The organism is Streptomyces sp. NBC_01454, from assembly GCF_036227565.1.
In the GTDB taxonomy this organism is placed as follows: domain Bacteria; phylum Actinomycetota; class Actinomycetes; order Streptomycetales; family Streptomycetaceae; genus Streptomyces.
The window spans coordinates 4283688-4301752 of record NZ_CP109460.1 but is presented as its reverse complement, the minus strand read 5'-3'; the positions used below and the strand labels follow the sequence as shown (position 1 = coordinate 4301752).

The window sequence follows — 18065 nt, the reverse complement described above, 5'->3', positions numbered from 1 at the left end:
ACAACCCGCCCTGGGAGTCCGGCCCGATCCGTATCTCTGACGGCCCCCGTGCCAGTGCCGTGCCAGATGCAGCGGTAAACAGCGGTCAACCATGAGCAGAGATGCGTCCGCGTACGGCCCGCTCAGCACACTGTTTGTGCAGGTCAGGGGCGTTTGTAGCCTGCGAAAGCGCCCTGATTCCCAAGCTCAGAGCGCGGGTTCGATTCCCGTCACCCGCTCCATAGTTGAGGCCCAGGTCGGTGACCTGGGCCTTGTTCGTTGCCTGGACCAGTTCAGGCGTCCCGCACCAGATCCGCACCAGAAGGCTTCTGAGCCGTCTTGCTGCGAGCAGCCCGCACAAGGTCGTCCAGCCCGCTCGCGACTTCCTGTTGCCACTCAAGATCCGAGTGCTGGTAGATCAGCGCGGCCTTCTCCGACGACTCGCCGGCATCGGCCGGGGTCAGCGCACCGAACTGCTCACCAGCCAAATGGAGTTGGATGCCGAGGGCTACCTCAAGGTCGACGCACTCTCCACCCGCACCAACCTCCCCGGCCTGGACGGCCGACTCTTCGACGTCAGCGCGACCATCCCTCCCCACCCGCCCGGACGGTCAGGTCTGTGCGCCGCGGTGGTCGGCGGCGGGCGGCCAGGCTCGCGGTGCGAGGATTCCTGTGGTGTAGGCGCGAGCCACCACTGCTGCCCGGTTCGTCGTTCCCCAGCGTTGGGACAGGGTTCGGAAGTGGTAGTTGACCCCGTCGGGGGTCAGGCCCAGCGCCGTGGCGATCTGTGCGGTCGTGGAGCCGCCCGCGGTCAGGGCGAGAATCCGCGCTTCCATGGCGCTTACCTGGGGACGTTCGTCCGGGGCGGGGGCCGGCGGCGCGGCGGGTTGGTCCAGTACGCGCAGCATCAGCAGCAGGTTCGGGGGTGCGTCCGGCAGGTCGCTGACCACGTCGACGATCAGCTCGCCCTGCCGTTCGGCACCGCTCCCGCTGGTCCAGGACACCTCGATCGGAATCCGCGACCTGCGGCGCAGCCGTACCGCTTCGGCGACCGGATCGAATGGGGTACTGGTCCGCGAGTGGAAGAACTCCAAGGCGTTACGCCCGGTCAGGCGCCCGGGGAGGGTGCCCCACTCCGTGGCCATCGCGGGGTTCACCACCCGAATCGTGCCGTCCGCCTCGCAGAAGGCGGACGGCAGCGGTACGTGGTCGAACAGGGTCAGGACGCGGTTGCGCCAGAAGATCGCTCGCTCGCGATCCGACATCGCGGCGTCCTGTGGCAGCCAGCCTGCCTGCTGTTCTTGGGGATCCATCGCGCGTTCTCGTCCCTCGCGTCGTAGCGCCGTTACGCCCCCGAGTTGCCGTACGCAAGTCCGGGACACCCCGGGGCCACTACAAAATTATGTAGGAGGAGGGGCGGGCATGGCGTTGCGGGGGCGCGACGGTGGAGACAGGCGCCGGCACCTTGGCGGCGTCAGCCGGTAAACCCCGATTTCGAAGGGCAGCCGCCATGGCCGATACCTTGCTTCCGCCACAGACGATCAGCGGCGCAGACGTGCCCGTCATCGACCTCTCCGCCTACGATCCGACCGGCACGCCCATCCTGGGGCTGATGAAGGCGGCCCGGCACCTGGGCCCGGTCTTCGCCATGCGTGCGAACGGACAGGACAACCTCTTCGTCTCCGGGCTGGACCTCGCCACCGAGCTCTCCGACGATCAGCGGTTCACCAAGAACGTCGGGCTCGGGGTGGGGCACCTGCGCCAGCTTCTGGGCGACGGGCTGTTCACCGCGTACACCCACGAGCCCAACTGGGCCAAGGCGCACGACATTCTCATGCCCGCCTTCGGCCTCGGGTCGATGCGCACCTACCAGCCGGTGATGCTGAAGGTCGCGCAACGGCTCGTCGAATCCTGGGACCGCCAGGCCACCACAGGGAATCCGGTGATGGTGGCCGACGACATGACACGGATGACGCTGGACACCATCGGGCTCGCCGGCTTCGGCTTCGACTTCGGCTCCTTCGACCGCGACGAGCCGCACCCGTTCGTCAGCTCGATGGTGAGCTGCCTGGAGTGGGCGATGACCAGTGTCGGCCGCACCCCCGGTGTCGACCACAGCGAGCGCGACGCGGCGATGCGCGCCGACGCCGCCTACCTGGCGGGTGTGGTCGACGAGGTCATCGCCGCCCGCACGGCCGCGCCGGCCACTGCCACCGGCCGGCCGCAGGACCTGCTGGGGCTGATGCTCACCGCGACGCATCCTTCCGACGGCACCACCTTGGATCTGGAGAACGTCCGCAACCAGATCATCACCTTCCTGATCGCCGGGCACGAGACCACGTCAGGAGCGCTGGCCTTCGCCCTGTATTACCTGGTCAAGAACCCGGCCGTGCTGCGCCTCGCGCAGCGGGAGGTGGACGAGATGTGGGGCGACGCCCCCACCCCGGAGCCCACGTTCGAGGACGTCGGCCGCCTGCACTACACCCGCCAGGTGCTGAACGAGGCCCTGCGACTGTGGCCCACCGCCCCTGCGTTCGCGCGCGAGGCGCGCCACGACACCGTCCTGGGCGGCCGCATTCCGCTACGGGCCGGGCAGGGCGTCCGCGTCGTGATCCCAACGCTCCACCGCGACCCGGTGTGGGGCGACAACCCCGAGCAGTTCGACCCCTCCCGCTTCGCGCCCGAAGCGGTGGCCGCGCGCTCCCCGCACGCGTACAAGCCGTTCGGAGCCGGTGAACGCGCCTGCATCGGGCGGCAGTTCGCGCTGCACGAGGCGACCATGGTGCTCGCCATGCTCATCCACCGCTACCGGCTGATCGACCACGCCCGCTACCGGTTGAAGGTGAAGCAGTCGCTCACCCTCAAGCCCGACGGGTTCACCCTCACCCTCGTTCCGCGTACCCCCGCCGACCGGGCCGCCAACCGCACCGCACTGCCGACCGCGAGTGCCGCACCGTCCGACAGCGCCCCGGCCGAGACCACCGACCTGCCCACCCGGGTACGCCAGGGCACCGGACTGCTGCTGCTCCACGGCTCCAACTACGGAACCTGCCGCGACTTTGCCGCCCAACTCGCCGACACCGCAAGAGAGCTGGGGTGCGACACCACCGTCGCCCCGCTCGATGCCCACCGTGGCGCACTGCCCACCGACCGGCCCGTCGTGATCACCGCCGCCTCGTACAACGGCCAACCCACCGACGACGCGGCAGAATTCGTCTGCTGGCTCCAGGAAGCCGAACCCGGCGCGGCCGAGGGCGTCAACTACGCCGTCCTCGGCGTCGGTGACCGCAACTGGTCCGCCACCTACCAGCGCATCCCCACCCTCATCGACGACCGGCTCGCCGCCCTCGGCGCCACCCGCCTCCTCGACCGCGCCGAAGCCGACGCCTCCGGCGACCTGTCCGGCAGCGTCACGGCATTCACGGCCGCACTGCGCACCGCGCTGCTGGAGCACCACGGCGACCCCGCCACCGCGGGCGACCCGCCCCGGCGCGAGCCGGCCCCCGCCGCCTACACCGTCACCGAGGTCACCGGTGGCGCGCTCGACGCCCTGGCCGCCCGGCACGGCATGACGGCGATGACCGTCACCGACACCGGCAGCCTCACCCACCCCGACTACCCGCGAGTCAAACGCCTGGTCCGCCTGGCCCTGCCCGAGGGAACGGCCTACCGCACGGCCGACCACCTCACCGTGCTGCCCGCCAACGCCCCCGACCTCGTCGAGCGCGCCGCCCGGCTGCTCCAGGCCGACCTCGACACCGTCCTGAGCATCGCCCCCCACCGCCCCCGCCGCGACGGCATCCCCGTCGACCGGCCACTGACCATCCGCCAGTTGCTCACCCACCACGTCGAGCTGCAGGACCGCCCGACCGCCGAACACCTCGGTACCCTGGCCGCCCTCAACCCCTGCCCGCCCGAACAGGCCGCACTACGCGCCCTCGCCGAGAACACCGACGCGCGCGCCGCCGACCAGCGCACCCTGCTGGACCTCATCGAGGACCACCCCGCCCTGCGCGAGACCCTGACCTGGCCCACGCTGCTGGAACTGCTGCCCTCGATCAGGCCCCGCCACTACTCCGTGTCCTCCTCACCGGCGACCGACCCGCACCATGCCGACCTCATGGTCTCCGTGTTGCAAGCCCCCGCCCGCTCGGGCCGCGGCACCTTCCGCGGCACCGGCTCCGGCTACCTCGGCGCCGTGCGCCCCGGCGACACCGTGCTCGCCCGGATCCAGCCGTGCCGCGAAGCCTTCCGCATCGGCCACGACGCAGACACCCCCGTCATCATGATCGCCGCCGGGACCGGGCTCGCGCCCTTCCGCGGCGTCATCGCCGACCGCCGTGCACTCCTGACGAGCGGCACCTCCCTCGCCCCGGCGCTGTGCTACTTCGGCTGCGACGCCCCCGACGCCGACTACCTGCACGCCGACGAGCTGCACGCCGCCGAAGGGGCCGGCGCGGTCGCCCTGCGCCCTGCCTTCAGCGAGGCCCCCATCGATGGCCGGCGCTTCGTGCAGGACCGCCTCACCGCCGAGGCCGACGAAGTCTGGGAGCTGCTGAACACCGGAGCCCGGGTACACGTCTGCGGCGACGGCGCCCGCATGGCCCCCGGCGTCCGCGACGCCTTCCAGGCCATGTACCTGCGGCGCACCGAAGGCGCCGACCGCGCGGACGCCCAGGACTGGCTCCGGACCCTGATGGATCAGGGCCGGTACATCGAGGACGTCTACAGCGGCTGACCCCACCGCGCCCGCGGCCCACCAAGAAGCGAACAGCAAACTGTCGAGGAGCCTGGAGCAGTTGTGGACCCTGCAGTACACGGCGAAGCCGGTGGTGAGGACGCCATCCGGTCCGCCATGCGCCATCGGCTACGCAATGCAGTGATCAATGTTGTGCCCGTTTTCGGATTCACCCTGAGCTTCGCGCTCACCCACCGGCTTGCCGTCGCGCTGGCACTTGCCCTCGCGGCCGGGGCCGCGGTCTGCGTCTACCGAGCGGCGCGCAGGGAACCCGTGTGGGGCACCCTCGGGGCCCTCGGCCTCGTGTGTGTCGCGGGTGCTCTGGCCGCAGGGACCGGGCAGGCCACCAGCTTCTTCCTGCCGAGTCTGCTGCTGCACGCCGTGATGGCCGTGGTGTCGGCCGTGATGCTGTTGCTCGGATGGCCGCCGATGGGCGTGGTGGTGGGGCTGATCACGAAGGAGGGAACCGGCTGGCGCCGGTGCAGGGTGCGCCGTCGGGCCTTCACCAAAGGCAACTTGGTCGTCTTCGCCGGGAATCTCAAGATGCTGGCGATCCAGATCCCGCTGTTCCTGTCCGGCCGGACCGTCGCCCTCGGCGCGGTCGATGTCCTCGGGCCGGTTGTCATCGCACTCGGCGCACTGCTGGGTTGGCGCGTCTACCGGCGTGTCCTTGGAGGGCATCGCTGCGGCAGTCACGACCGTATGACGGTTGTGGCCGATCCCGCGGTTCGGCGCGAACCCCTGCCCGGCAGGCATCGGCGGGGACGCGGCGCACGATGCGCCGACGCCACCGCCTGCGCCGGGGAAGTTCATCTTGAGGGGCCCGCCGGAGAGCACCTGATTCCGGCGGCTGCTCACCGGCCCGTTCACCGTGCGCCGGATGCGCCAACTCCCGCGGTGGAGTAGCTCGTCGCCGAGCGGTCGGCCTGACGTCGCCGGCTTCCTGACGTCGGGGCGGGGCCTACGGGTATGTGCGAGCGAACCCGCGCCGGTCTCCTTTGTGCCGCCTATACGCAAAAGCGGCTTCTGGTAATGCAAGAACGCAACGACCGCATCGCCGCTGTTTCTGCGATGCGGGGGAGAGAGTAATTGTGGTTGATTCCGACACCGTCGCGCCCTTTGTGCTCGGCGTTTCCGACGAAGCACTGGAGGATGTGCGCGACCGTTTGCGTCGTGTCCGGCTTCCCGAGGGCGAGACGGTCGATGACTGGTCACAGGGGATTCCGCGTTCCTACGTCCAGGAGTTGTGCCGTTACTGGCTGGAGGAGTACGACTGGCGCCGGCTCGAAGCCGAGCTCAATGACCGCGGCCAGTGGCGCACGGTGATCGACGGGCTGGGGATTCATTTCCTGCACGTCCGTTCCCCTCGTGCGGATGCGCGGCCCCTGCTGATGACTCACGGGTGGCCCGGTTCGGTGGTGGAGTTCCTCGATATTCTCGACGAGCTGGCCGATCCGCCGGCCGGTGAGCCCGCATTTCACGTGGTGGCGCCTTCGCTGCCGGGTTTCGGTTTCTCCGACAAGCCGGCCGGGACGGGCTGGGGGATCGAGCGTATTGCCGATGCCTGGGCCGAGCTGATGACCCGGCTCGCCTATCAGCGTTTCCTTGCCCAGGGCGGCGACTGGGGTGCGTTCGTGACGACGGCACTGGGGGTCCGGCACCCTGACCGTGTCGAGGCGCTGCATACGACGATGCCGCCGGTCCAGCCGCCCTCAGGGTTCACCGAGGACGATCTCGGCGACGCCGAGCGCGCGGACCTGGCTGCGACCAGGGAAGTGCTGGCGGCCGAGCGCGGGTACATGACAGTGCAGTCGACGCGCCCCCAGACGCTCGGGTACGGCCTGGCGGATTCCCCGGCCGGGCAACTCGCCTGGATCGTGGAGAAGTTCCAGGGCTGGACCGACTGTGACGGGCACCCGGAGAACGCGGTATCCCGTCAGCGGCTGCTGGACAATGCCGCGATCTACTGGTTCGGCGCGTGCGGCGCGTCGTCGGCGCGGTTGTACTGGGAGAGCCTGCCGGCCCGGAACTGGACTCCGGTGACTGTCCCGTCGGCGGTGTCGGTGTTCCCGAAGGAGCCGTTCCGAGCGCCCCGCGCCTGGGTCGAGGCGCGCTTTGAGGACCTGCGGTACTGGAACGTCCTGGAGCGTGGCGGGCATTTCCCCGCCCTTGAGGTTCCGCACCTCTTCGTCTCCGAACTGCGAGCCGCCTTCGGACGCGAGTTCTGACAAAACGGGTCGCTGTCCTGCCGTGTACGCACGGGCACACAGCGGAGAAAAAGCACTGGTGAGTGGTGACGGAGACGTCATTTTGCCAGCGCAATCGCGAGTTTGCACCCATACAAGAGAGAGGGAATACGGTGTCGGAGCGGGAAACAATAGAGGTTGACTACCTGATCGTCGGGGCTGGAGCCATGGGCATGGCCTTCGCCGACACTCTGTTGACCGAGACGGACGCGACCGTGGCCATCGTCGATCGCTACGGTCGGCCCGGTGGCCACTGGACGGTCGCCTACCCGTTCGTGCGGCTGCATCAGCCTTCGTCGTTCTACGGCGTCAATTCCCGTGAACTGGGAACAGACGAAGTGGACCAGGACGGCTGGAACGCGGGACTCCACGAGCTGGCGTCGTCCGATGAGATCCTCACCTATTTCGACCAGGTGATGCGCAAAACCCTCTTGCCCAGCGGTCGTGTCTCGTACTTCCCCATGTCCCACTACGACGGCGCGGATCCCGCGCGACCGGATGTCCAGCGGTGTCACTCCCTCGTCTCCGGTGGCGAGTTCGACATCCGCGTGCGTCGGCGGACCGTGGACGCCACCTACATGAACGTCACGGTTCCTGCGATGTGCCCGCCGAAGTACGAGGTGGCTTCCGGGGTCCGGCTGATCACCCCCAACCAGCTGCCGGCCCTGGAGCAGCAGGCATCGCACTACACCGTGGTGGGAGCGGGAAAGACGGGCATCGACGCGTGCCTGTGGCTTCTGCAGCATGGCGTCGACCCGTCCGGCATCACCTGGATCATGCCGCGCGACTCGTGGCTGCTCGACCGTGCTCAGATCCAGCCCGGACCGGAGTCCGCCGCGAGCGACGCCGAGTCGTTCACCGCTCGCATCCGCGCGGTGCTGGAATCCCGCACGGTCGAGGAGCTTTTTCAGCGGCTGGAAGCCGGCGGCCTCCTGCTGAGGCTGTCTTCCGACGTCACGCCGACGGCGTATCGCTGCGCGACCGTCAGCCGGACCGAACTCGAACAGCTCCGGCGGATCACCGACATCGTCCGCCACGGCAGGGTCCGGCGCATCGGCGCCGACACGGTGGAACTCGGCGGGGCGACCGTCCCCGCCCGCCCCGGAACCCTCTACATCGACTGCACCGCGGACGGCCTCGAGGCGCGGCCGGTGGTGCCGATGTTCAGTGGCTCCCGCATCACGTTGCAGACGCTCGTCCCGTGCCAGCAGGTGTTCAGCGCCGCCTTCGCCGCCCACGTCGAGGCAACATATGAGGACGACGCCGAGAAGAACCGGATATGCGTCGCCGCGCCTCACCCCAACACCGCCCTGGACTGGCTCCGCAGCAGTGCGCACCTCGATGACCTGCTCCTGCGGTGGTTTGCGGACCGTGGGCTCCTCGAATGGTGCGACGCATCGCGTCTGACGAAATACTCGATCGGCTCGCTCCCCGACGAACTGCGGACCGCGCTCTTCGAGGGCCTGCACGCCGAGAGGAAGCAACTGCAGCAACTGCTGGCACACGAGGACCAGACCGTGGCAGTGGCAGTGGCAGTGGCAGTGGCAGCGAACTGACCACCGTCACCGGGCGGGCCTGCGCGCCGAATTGAAGATCTGACGCAGGCGAGGGGCGACCCACACGGTCCGGTACGGTCGGCCTCGACCAGGTGTGATCTCTGCAGTTGTTCGACCAGCTCAGGAAGTCGCTGCTGGTCCAGCCGTGGATGCGCGATCTGGCCGTCACGGTCAGCTGCTTCGTCTTGTCCACCCCGGTGGCGGCCGCTGGCCGCCGTCGGGGCGGTCCTGTCATCGCACCTACCGCCTCGTGCCCCAACCGTGCCCTCCAGCACGGTCAACAACGGTCATAAACGGTGCTCAAGAGCCCTCCCGAACAGGCGGGCTCAGCATCGTTTTCCCAGGTCAGAGACCATATCGAGCACTCATGCCCCCTTGATTCCCAAGCTCAGAGCGCGGGTTCGATTCCCGTCACCCGCTCCATAGTTGAGGCCCAGGTCGGAGACCTGGGCCTTGTTTTGTTGTCTGGACCAGTTCAGGCGTCCCGCACCAGATCCGCACCGGAAGGCTTCTGATCAGCCTTGCGGCGGGCGGGCCCGCACGAGGTCATGCAGTCCGCTCGCCACCTCATGCTGCCGCTCAAGATCCGAGTGCTGATAGATGAGCGCGGCCTTCTCCGACGGAAAGCACTCGCGCTCGGACGGTGATCAGGTTGCAAGGGGAAGGTCGCCAGTGGGTGCCCGACGGGACCCGGCGGATGATCTCCGACGCTCGTCCCAATGAATCGGGCCGAACCGCAACTCCCCTTGATACGCCGGCATTCACCGCCGCACGGCGATGCACTGGCGCCACAAGCGCGAGACCGCCAGCAGGAGGCGGCAGCCCGGCGGACGAACACGTCCGTGCACGGTCTGCCAGGAGCCGAACGGCGCGACCACCGCCCACGCATCATCACAGATCTCAGGCTCATCCCTCACGACCGGAGCAACGACCCGGTGACCGGCAAGCCACTGCCGCCCCCAGGGGGTCCGCACGAGCAGTTCCAGGCCGCTTGTTTGTGTTGGCCGTGAGTTTGCTCCGCCGTCAAGGCGTGATGTCCACGCATGGTCCGTGGCAGCAGCGGCCCTGGGTAAGCGTTGCGCCATTCGAGCGACATTTGAGTCCTCCCTCTGTTCGGGGCCCGCCGGTGACGCCTTAAATAGCAATAGTGAGTCCGAAGGTCGCCCATCCCTCGCGGGACTCATGTTTTGCCGGTTGGCCGGTAGGGGCCAGCGGCATTGCCTGATGGGCGCTCCTTGGACGGCTGGTCAGTTGCCCCTCCCAGCTGTTGGCTGACTCCAGGTCAGTCTTTGAGGAGCCCTGAACTAGATCCATACAGACCTAGATCGCGAGGGCTCAACATGGGCAAGGGTTTTCAGCCGAAAAGGCATCAACTGCCGTAAGTCGTGGTGAGTGGAAATCAACTCACGCTGCCGAGTCCGCTGAATACGACCGTACCGGAATTGGCGGATCCCATCTCCAACTGGGCTCCACCGACCGCTAGCACGCCCAACTGACCGACTCGGGCGACAACTCCGCCGTTTCCAGGCTCCCCCAGTTCTCTCTCAGTCCTGGATGCCGGACACCCTCGGCGTCCGGCACAGGCGACGATCCGGCATCAGGCGACCTCCGGTGCGGCGCCACCAGGAGCACGCGGTACGAGCGCCGACGGCTGAGTGCGCTCAGGCAGCTGTGGCGAGTGCGCACACCACGCTCGGTCGAAGCCTTCATGTTCATCCGGCGCGCAGCACATGGCACCAGCTCACCCCGTGCCCAAGGCGCCGGTCGCAAGCGGTGCAAGCGCGCCGATCTCCCACAGTTCCAGGGCGGCATCAGGGCTGCCCCGGAAGCCTCAGGAAAGGAAATCCACGATGGCAACACTTGTACCTCTGGGTACCGCCGGCACCTACGGGGTGCTCGCCAACACGGCGATCACCAACACCGGCCTCACCGTGGTCTCCGGCGACCTCGGAGTGAGCCCCGCCGGCGCGGTGACCGGGTTCCCTCCTGGAACGGTCACCGGAACCATCCACGTGAACGACGCTGCCGCGGCGACGGCCCAGGCCGACCTGCTGACCGGGTACGCCAACGCGCTGGTACAGCCGGTCACGGCCACTGTCGCGACGGAACTCGGCGGGACCACCCTGACCCCCGGCGTGTACAACTCCGCCTCCGGCACGTTCGGCCTCAACGGGACATTGACCTTGGACGCGCAGGGTAACCCCAACGCGGTCTTCATCTTCAAGACGAACACCACGCTCATCTCGGGAGCCACCGGCAACGTCAACCTCATCAACCAAGCGAAGTCCGCCAACGTCTTCTGGCAGGTCGGCAGCTCCGCGACGCTCGGCGCCGGCTCCACCCTGAGGGGCAGCATCCTCGCCTTCACCTCGATCACCGCCACCACGGGAGCCATCGTGGACGGCCGGTTGCTGGCTCTCGGCGCCGCCGTCACGCTGGACACAAACACGGTCACCGTCCCGGCCCTGTCTACCTGCTCGGTGGTGGTCCAGCCGGTGGCCGGGCCGGTGGTCGTCGGCCAGCCGACCCCCGTGACCGCCGTGGTGACCTGCAACGGCCTGCCGGTCTCGGGTGCCTCGGTGACCTTCAACGGTGGCGCGGCCCCGGTGCCCGCCACCACCAACGCGGCCGGTATCGCCACCGGAACGCTGACCTTCAACACCGCCGGGCCCGCCACGGTCACCGCCACCGTCACCGCGTCAGGCACCGGATGCGCGTGCACCGGCGTCGTCTCCGCGCCCCTCCCCATCACCGTCACTCCGCAGCCGTCCTGCCTGGTGGTGGTCCAGCCGGTGGCCGGGCCGGTGGTCGTCGGCCAGCCGACCCCCGTGACCGCCGTGGTGACCTGCAACGGCCTGCCGGTCTCGGGTGCCTCGGTGACCTTCAACGGTGGCGCGGCCCCGGTAACCGTCACCACCAATGTGGCGGGTGTCGCCACGGGCTCGCTGACCTTCAACACCGCCGGGCCCGCCACGGTCACCGCCACTGTCACCGCGTCAGGCACCGGATGCGCGTGCACCGGCGTCGTCTCCGCGCCCCTCCCCATCACCGTCACTCCGAAGACGAGCCCGCTGAGTGCGTCGCCCGCCTGCTGGCGGGTCAACCTGCCCTTCCCGTTCCCGAGCCTGTTCACCGCGACGTTGACGGCCACCCTCACGCCGGCGCAAGCGGGAGTCCCGGTCACCTTCTTCGTCTCCGGCCTGCCGGTGGGCACCGCGGTGACCAACGCCAGCGGTGTCGCCACCCTCAACGCCGGCCTGTCCATCCTCCAGATCAGCGCCAGCAGCTACACGGCGGTCGCCACCGTCGGCGGCGTCACGGTCCAGGCGACCGGCTCCCTGGTGCCCTGCTTCCCGCCGGCGTGACCGGCCTGTGCCCGATCGGTCGGGGAAGCGTGACGGGTCCTGCTGCGGTACTCGCGCACAGAACTGGTCACGCAGTGCAGCCCCTGACCTGAAGGCCCTCCGGTAGGCGTCCGGCCCCTCAAGTGGGTGTCCCTCAAGGGCTGTCCCCCGTCGTGGAAGGACGGGGGACAGCCCGGCTCGAACTTACCGGTGAGCCATTCGGCACCACGCCCGTTGGCAGGACGGAGACGGGGAAGCGGACAGCCCCCCCGGTGCCGGTGGTACGTGGACGGCTCACCGGTGAGGACCGGGGCCGGTGTTTCCTCCGGCATCGGCCCCGGACATCCGAGCGGCTCTCACAGCCCCAAGGCCCCGCGTGGAGCTGCCAGGGCCCTCCATGGTTCCAGCTCCCGCGGCTGCCCTGAATCAGCAGTCCAGCGGCGCGGGGTCAGCACACTCAAGATCACCCGGGAGGACGAGGGCCCGTGCTCGCGGCCCCGGCAACCGTCTTCGCCCTAGCTGCCACGTCGAGAACTTCGACTCGTTCGAGACAGGCCGCCTCGGTCCTGCAAGGTGAATATCGGGCGCTGTGAGCCATGCCCGCCGGGATCGCCCGACGCTGCCTGAGGCAACCCCGGCGAACCTTTAAGCGGGGTGGTGAGCACGCTGGCCCTGCACACTTGCACCAGCAATGCCGCCGCCGGTATCCACATGCCCCTCTCTTCCACCTGCCCGCAAGGGAATCTTGACGGCAAGCAGTTGCCTCCCGACGAGGCCCGTGCCCTCCGCATGCCCCAACGAGCGGTAAATCACGGTCAATACGGGTCCCCACCGACCCTCTTCACTCTGCACCACAGCCCACGTTTAAGCAGGTCAGATCCACAATGGCGCGTACACGCCCCATTGATTCCCAAGCTCAGAGCGCGGGTTCGATTCCCGTCACCCGCTCCATAGTTGAGGCCCAGGTCGGGGACCTGGGCCTTGTTTGTTGTATAGACCTTCCGGTGCGGGCGTGCCCTTGGCGTGTCCCAACTTCCCTCTATGGATTGCACAGAGAGGTGGCGCACGACACCTCAGGGGTCACACGGTGGACGGCACCCGAGACGGGACTCCTATGGCTTGCGCCACCAACGCGTCAAGTGGGTGGGGCGGCCTCGGTCGGGCCGCCTGGTGCCCTGGACAGCTGGACCACCGCTCCGGGCCCGACCTGTGGTGCAATGGTTGAGTGAAGTTTGAGCATGACAACATGGTCGGGGTTCGCCTTGCTGTGTCGCTGGTGAATCTTGAGTCGAGTGGTTCCTGGGGGGCTGAGGCTCTGGAACGGGCGTTGCAGGAGCATGCGATCCGGCGTTCGCGTGTCACCGGCTCGGCCGGTGAGGAGATCAGGGCGTGGTCGCGGCTTTTGCGGCCCGTTTTCGAGGCTGCCTCGCAGGGCGAACGGTGCGAGAGGATCAACGCTCTGCTTGCGGACGGCGCGGGAAGCGTGTACCTGACCACGCACGACGACTTGCGGCCGCATCTGCACTTCGCACCGGACGCCCAGGACGTCCAAAGCCGCGTGAAGGCCGTGACCGCGGGAGCTCTGGCCATCTTCACCATGGAGGCCGAGGGGGAACGGCTGGGCGTCTGCGCGCTGGACCCCTGCCGGACTGCCTTCGTCGACACCAGCCGCAACGGTCGCCGCGCCTACTGCTGCGCGCGCTGCGCCAACACCGATGCGGTCCGCCGCCACCGCATGACGCGGCGCTAGCGTTCCGCCCTGGCGCAGGTGCTATGCCGAGACCAGTGCCAGGACGAACGGGACGGCGGCGATGCCCAGAAGTGTCTGCGTCGCGGTGATGCCGGCCATCAGCGGCGCGTCGCCGCCGAGTTGTCTCGCCATGATGTACGAGGACGATGCCGTGGGCAGAGCCTGGAAGAGCACGGCGATGATCAGCGCGTGGGAGCCCAGGCCGACCATCTGAGCCGCCAGGAAGGTCACGGCGGGCATGAGGGCGAACTTGACGGACGACGACGTGAGGATCGGTGCCGCCCACGAGCGTGCCGCACCGAAGCGCAGCGCGGCGCCGATGCACAGCAGCCCCAGCGGCATCGAGGCGGCTCCGAGTGCCTGAAGCGCCGGCTCGATGCCCGGCGGCAGGCGCAGATCGAGTGCCTGAAGGAGGATGCCTCCCGCACAGGCGAGGATGAGCGGGTTGGTCACGAGCTGTTTGACGATGCCCGTAAGGCGCAGGCGTGCGCTCCCGAACCGTGCGAAGACCAGCACGCACAAGACGTTGACCGTGGGCACGATCACCGCGTTGCAGACCGCGGCGGTGGCGACGCCCTGGGTGCCGTACAGACCGGCAGCGATCGTCACGCCGATGTAGTTGTTGAACCTGACGCTGCCCTGGAAGACGGAGGTGAAGCCGTCGTCCTTCAGTCGCATCATGGGCCTGAAGGCGATGACCAGCACGGCGACGATCACCGTGGAGGCGACCAGAGTGCCTGCCAGGGCCGCTACCGGCAGATCGTCGGTGTCGGCCGTCGCCAGGCTGTGCAGGAACAGAGCCGGGAGCAGCACGTGATAGCTCAGGCGCTCGGCTTCGGACCAGAAACGCTCGGCGGTGATCATCGATCGCTTGAGCGCGTAGCCCAGCGCGATCAGCAGGACGACCGGAATCAGCGCCTTGACGGTCAGCGCGATCACGCCGGAATCCCGTCCAGCGTGGCGACGATGATGCGGCAGCCCTCTTCCAGGGTGGCGAGGTCGGTGGCGAAGGAGAGCCGCAGGTGGCCTGGCGCGCCGAAGGCGCTGCCCGGGACGGTCGCGCATCCCGCTTCGAGGAGGGTGTCCGCTGCTGCGAGGTCGTCGCCGCTCGCAAGGCGCGGCAAGAGGTAGAACGCACCGTCTGGTTCGACCATGTCCAGGTGCCGGCTCTGCCGCAGAATCGCCAGCGCCGCATCGCGCCGTCGACGGTATGTTCCACATCGTTCCGCCAGAATCCCCTGAGGCCCCTCCAGGGCGGCGGCCGCGGCGATCTGGCTAACGGTCGCCGTCTGCGTGCAGTTCTGTGTCTGTACGGCGGTGATACGACGGACAAGTTCGGCCGGCCCGAACCCCCAGCCGACCCGCCAGCCGGTCATCGCGTACGCCTTGGAGACGCCGTCCACGAGCAGGATCCGCTCGCGCAGGTCAGGCGCGACCTGCGCGACGCTGAAGTACTCGCCCTCGGCGTAGCCGATGTGGGCGTAGATCTCGTCCGAGAGGATCATCGCCGAGGGGTGCCGTCGCAGGACCTCGGCGAGACCGGTCAGGGTGTCATGGCTGTAGGTGGCGCCCGAGGGGTTTCCGGGAGCGTTGAGCACGACCCAGCGCGTGCGCGCGGTCAGGGCCGCTTCCAGGGCGTCGGGAGCGAGTCTGAACCCCGAGTCGGCCGAGCAGGGAACGATCACGGGCACGGCGCCGCACAGGCGCACCAGGTCCGGGTAACTTGCCCAGTAGGGCGCCGGGATGATCACCTCGTCGCCCGGGCCCAGGGTGGCGAAGAACGCGTTGAAGATGACCTGCTTGGCACCGCATCCCACGGCCACCTCGGCATCCGTGTAACTCAGGGCGCGGTCCCGTTCCACTGCGCGCCGTGCGGCACGGCGCAGTTCCGGTATCCCGTTGGCGGGGGCGTAGCCCAACGGGCGGGCAGCGGCTTCCTGGGCGGCATGAACCGCGTGCGCAGGCGGGGCGAAGTCGGGCTCGCCGAGCGTGAGGTCGATGATCCGACGGCCTTCCGCGCGATACTCGGCCGCGCGGCGGGCCATCTCCAGGATGGGTGAGCCGGAGGGAGTCACCGGGCAGCCGGTCACCGGTCAGCCCTCCCCAAGGCGAACGGAACCTCCGTGGAACCGGTGGCCGTTCTGTCTCGCTGGTGGGTGTGGGAAGAGTCAGTGCCCGGGGCACTGGGCGTCGAAGAGCGCATACCGACAGGCTGATGTAATACCCCAAGGCATGACAACCATTACAGGGATCCTGCGAGAGGACTCAGCAGGCCGGACTCCCCGACGCCACTGCGGCGGCCCGACGGAATACTGACCACGCAGGTCACCCTGTGGCAGAAGCGGTTCCGTACCGTAGCCGGAGGGCCCGTTCGGGCCCCGGCGCGACGGTGCGCCACGGCCGAGGTCAGCTGCTCCTCAAGCCCTCAGACACCCTGGACTCCTCGCCCCTCGACGCCCGAAGCTCGTCGGCGGTGAGGCGAGGTCGTCGATGCCATGTACGGCCGGCGCGACCTCCCGTAAGAGACCCGCAGTAAAGGACGATCGCGTGAACGATCACATAGCACCGCCCGCCCTGCGCCCGGTCCGGGGAGCGGCCGGCTGCGCCGTCGCCACCCTCGTCCTCGCCGGCGCGGCCTGGGCGGCCCGGGCCGTGTGGCAGATCCGGCTCACCGTGGCCGGACAGCCGCCATCCGGACCGCTGGACCAGGGCGAGAACCACTACCACCACCTCGTCATCAACCTGGGAGACGCGGCCATAGTGCTGTGCGCGGTCGCCTTCCTGCTCTGGCTTTGGCGCGTGCGGGACAACGCGGGCACACTCTCGGGACAGCGCCCGCGCTACGCCGGGCCATGGGTCCACGCCGGCTGGATCGTCCCCATCGCCAGCCTGTGGATCCCCCGCGGGATCATCGCGGACATCCACCGCGCCAGCGCGCCCGATAAGCGCTTGCCGCACGCCGTGAACTGGTGGTGGGGCCTGTGGCTGGTCGGTTTCCTGGGCGGGGCGGGCCTGTACGCCGGCACCACGAACACCGTCATCGCCCGCGCCTACACGGACACGCCCCTGCTGCTGGTGACCGACGCGGCCGTCATCGGCGCGGCCGTGGCCGCCATCCTCGTCGTCCGCGCCCTCACCGCGGTACAGCAGAACCACATACACCAGCACCCGCGGCGCGGCGCCGAACCAGCAGTGCACGTCGAGCCGGGGACGTGAACGCGGTCAGCCTTCAGGGGCAGATACCTTGCGATGGCAATGCCACTTCTCCCACCTCATAGGAGACGCGTCACCATCGCGCCCAGCCAGGCCCAAGAGCAGCGCTGAGGCTGCACTGACCAGGCTCGTGCCCCAACCGTGCCCTCCAGCACGGTCAACAACGGTCGAGAACAGTACGTCAGTGCACCACCGAACAGTCAGGTAGAGCGGCGTTTCCCCTGGTCACGGGCCGAATCGAGCTCACTGGTCCCGTTGATTCCCAAGCTCAGAGCGCGGGTTCGATTCCCGTCACCCGCTCCACCGGAAAGCCCCAGGTCGCTGACCTGGGGCTTGATTGTTGCCCAGACCATTTCGGGGTCGCGTGCCATAACGCGCCGATTACCGGACCGAATTGAGCACCACAAGCCCTCCAGTCAGAATCTGGCGCATCGCCGTCTCACACCACGAGGTGTGGCATCTGTGCCCTGCGGCACGCCTCCGGCAAGTGGGACTTGTGTGCGAGCGCGAAGCGGCTTGGGCGCCCCACAGCCGCGCTGCCGTGCCCAACCAGCGGGGACCGGTACGGCAAAGCCGCTACTCCGTCTGCCGCGTAGCGGAATCGCCGGCGTCGCGGGTTCGCGGCACAAAGGGATGGATGGTCGCGAACCAGGCGGCGCGAGCCATGCCGGATCGCGGGCTGGATCAGCGTGCTCGAAGGTGGGCAGCGCGATCTCTCTTGCCCGGCATGGGACTTGGGGCCGCCGATTACCCGGCGGCCTGTGTTCGCTGCGGCTCGGCCCAGTACGGCACCGTGTCGCGCCCGCCCGTTCCTCAGTACCCGGCCCCGGCGCTGGAAGACCACGAGACCGCGCGGCCGGAAAACCATGAGCGAGGGCGGCCGAGTTCCAGCCCGGCTGCCGCCCGGCTCCCCGCCGCCCTCAGTGCCGGTACGGCCGGTTGCCGGCCGGTGATGCCGAGGTCAGCTATGTGATCATCGCCGAGCCCAGCGACGTGCTCACGGCCCCGGCGTGGTCATCCGTGCCGTCGGCGCGCGGTCCGACGCGGCGGGCCGTGGTCGGCCTCGGCAGCGGTGATGTACCCAAGTGGCGCAGAGAGGCCAACGGGATCGCCGACACCCCCGCAGTGCTGAAGGACCTCTTCGCACGCTCCGATCGCCGAGGGCGATGAGGGCACGGGCCGCCTCCGCGGGCGCCTGGTCTCGTGTGGGTTCGGTGGTCCGTCGCCCGGAGTACGGTG

The 18065-nt window shown here is 68.8% G+C and carries 10 protein-coding genes and 1 pseudogene; 7 read left to right on the top strand and 4 right to left on the bottom strand.

Features of this window, described 5'->3' with window-relative positions; genetic code table 11:
• Window positions 1-272: 272 nt before the first annotated feature.
• Together OIU81_RS19005 and OIU81_RS18995 are read right to left on the bottom strand one after the other, a co-directional pair.
• Window positions 273-440, bottom strand: a pseudogene (locus tag OIU81_RS19005) (tyrosine-type recombinase/integrase); the annotation flags it as partial.
• Window positions 441-590: 150 nt separating this feature from the next.
• Window positions 591-1292: a LuxR C-terminal-related transcriptional regulator gene (locus tag OIU81_RS18995; RefSeq protein ID WP_329149460.1), complete on the bottom strand. Its 702-nt coding sequence runs from the start codon at window positions 1290-1292 to the stop codon at window positions 591-593.
• Window positions 1293-1489: 197 nt separating this feature from the next.
• Here OIU81_RS18995 and OIU81_RS18990 point away from each other — a divergent pair, with 197 nt between their 5' ends.
• The 6 genes from OIU81_RS18990 (at window position 1490) to OIU81_RS18965 (ending at window position 13613) form a co-directional block, all read left to right on the top strand.
• Window positions 1490-4717, top strand: coding sequence for a bifunctional cytochrome P450/NADPH--P450 reductase (locus tag OIU81_RS18990; protein WP_329149458.1), 3228 nt, complete (start codon window positions 1490-1492; stop codon window positions 4715-4717).
• Between the two features lie 63 nt (window positions 4718-4780).
• The gene (locus tag OIU81_RS18985) at window positions 4781-5623 is read left to right on the top strand and encodes a DUF3159 domain-containing protein (RefSeq protein ID WP_329149456.1); all 843 of its coding nucleotides are present in this window, start codon (window positions 4781-4783) and stop codon (window positions 5621-5623) included.
• Window positions 5624-5808: 185 nt separating this feature from the next.
• Complete coding sequence (locus tag OIU81_RS18980) at window positions 5809-6945, top strand: epoxide hydrolase family protein (protein ID WP_329149454.1); 1137 nt, start codon at window positions 5809-5811, stop codon at window positions 6943-6945.
• A 62-nt stretch (window positions 6946-7007) separates the two neighbouring features.
• Window positions 7008-8519 (top strand): NAD(P)-binding protein, encoded by a 1512-nt coding sequence (locus tag OIU81_RS18975; protein WP_329331148.1) that lies wholly within the window; start codon window positions 7008-7010, stop codon window positions 8517-8519.
• A gap of 1850 nt (window positions 8520-10369) precedes the next feature.
• Entirely contained in the window at window positions 10370-11884 is a 1515-nt protein-coding gene (locus OIU81_RS18970; RefSeq protein WP_329149450.1) for an ice-binding family protein, read from the top strand.
• A 1204-nt stretch (window positions 11885-13088) separates the two neighbouring features.
• Window positions 13089-13613 (top strand): CGNR zinc finger domain-containing protein, encoded by a 525-nt coding sequence (locus tag OIU81_RS18965; protein WP_329149448.1) that lies wholly within the window; start codon window positions 13089-13091, stop codon window positions 13611-13613.
• A 21-nt stretch (window positions 13614-13634) separates the two neighbouring features.
• Here the strand turns inward: OIU81_RS18965 and OIU81_RS18960 are convergent, their stop codons facing one another.
• Both OIU81_RS18960 and OIU81_RS18955 read right to left on the bottom strand, forming a co-directional pair.
• Window positions 13635-14552: an AEC family transporter gene (locus OIU81_RS18960; RefSeq protein WP_329149446.1), complete on the bottom strand. Its 918-nt coding sequence runs from the start codon at window positions 14550-14552 to the stop codon at window positions 13635-13637.
• The gene (locus tag OIU81_RS18955) at window positions 14549-15703 is read right to left on the bottom strand and encodes a pyridoxal phosphate-dependent aminotransferase (RefSeq protein WP_329149444.1); all 1155 of its coding nucleotides are present in this window, start codon (window positions 15701-15703) and stop codon (window positions 14549-14551) included. Before OIU81_RS18955 ends, OIU81_RS18960 begins: the two co-directional genes overlap by 4 nt.
• A 457-nt stretch (window positions 15704-16160) precedes the next feature.
• On the opposite strand from OIU81_RS18955, the gene OIU81_RS18950 reads away from it, so the two are divergent.
• Window positions 16161-16829: a DUF4328 domain-containing protein gene (locus tag OIU81_RS18950; protein WP_329149443.1), complete on the top strand. Its 669-nt coding sequence runs from the start codon at window positions 16161-16163 to the stop codon at window positions 16827-16829.
• The last annotated feature ends 1236 nt before the right edge of the window (window positions 16830-18065 follow it).

Coding starts and splice junctions, on each gene's coding strand:
- OIU81_RS18995 (WP_329149460.1), bottom strand. CDS start 1,292: ATGGATCCCCAAGAACAGCAGGCAGGCTGGCTGCCACAGGACGCCGCG.
- OIU81_RS18990 (WP_329149458.1), top strand. CDS start 1,490: ATGGCCGATACCTTGCTTCCGCCACAGACGATCAGCGGCGCAGACGTG.
- OIU81_RS18970 (WP_329149450.1), top strand. CDS start 10,370: ATGGCAACACTTGTACCTCTGGGTACCGCCGGCACCTACGGGGTGCTC.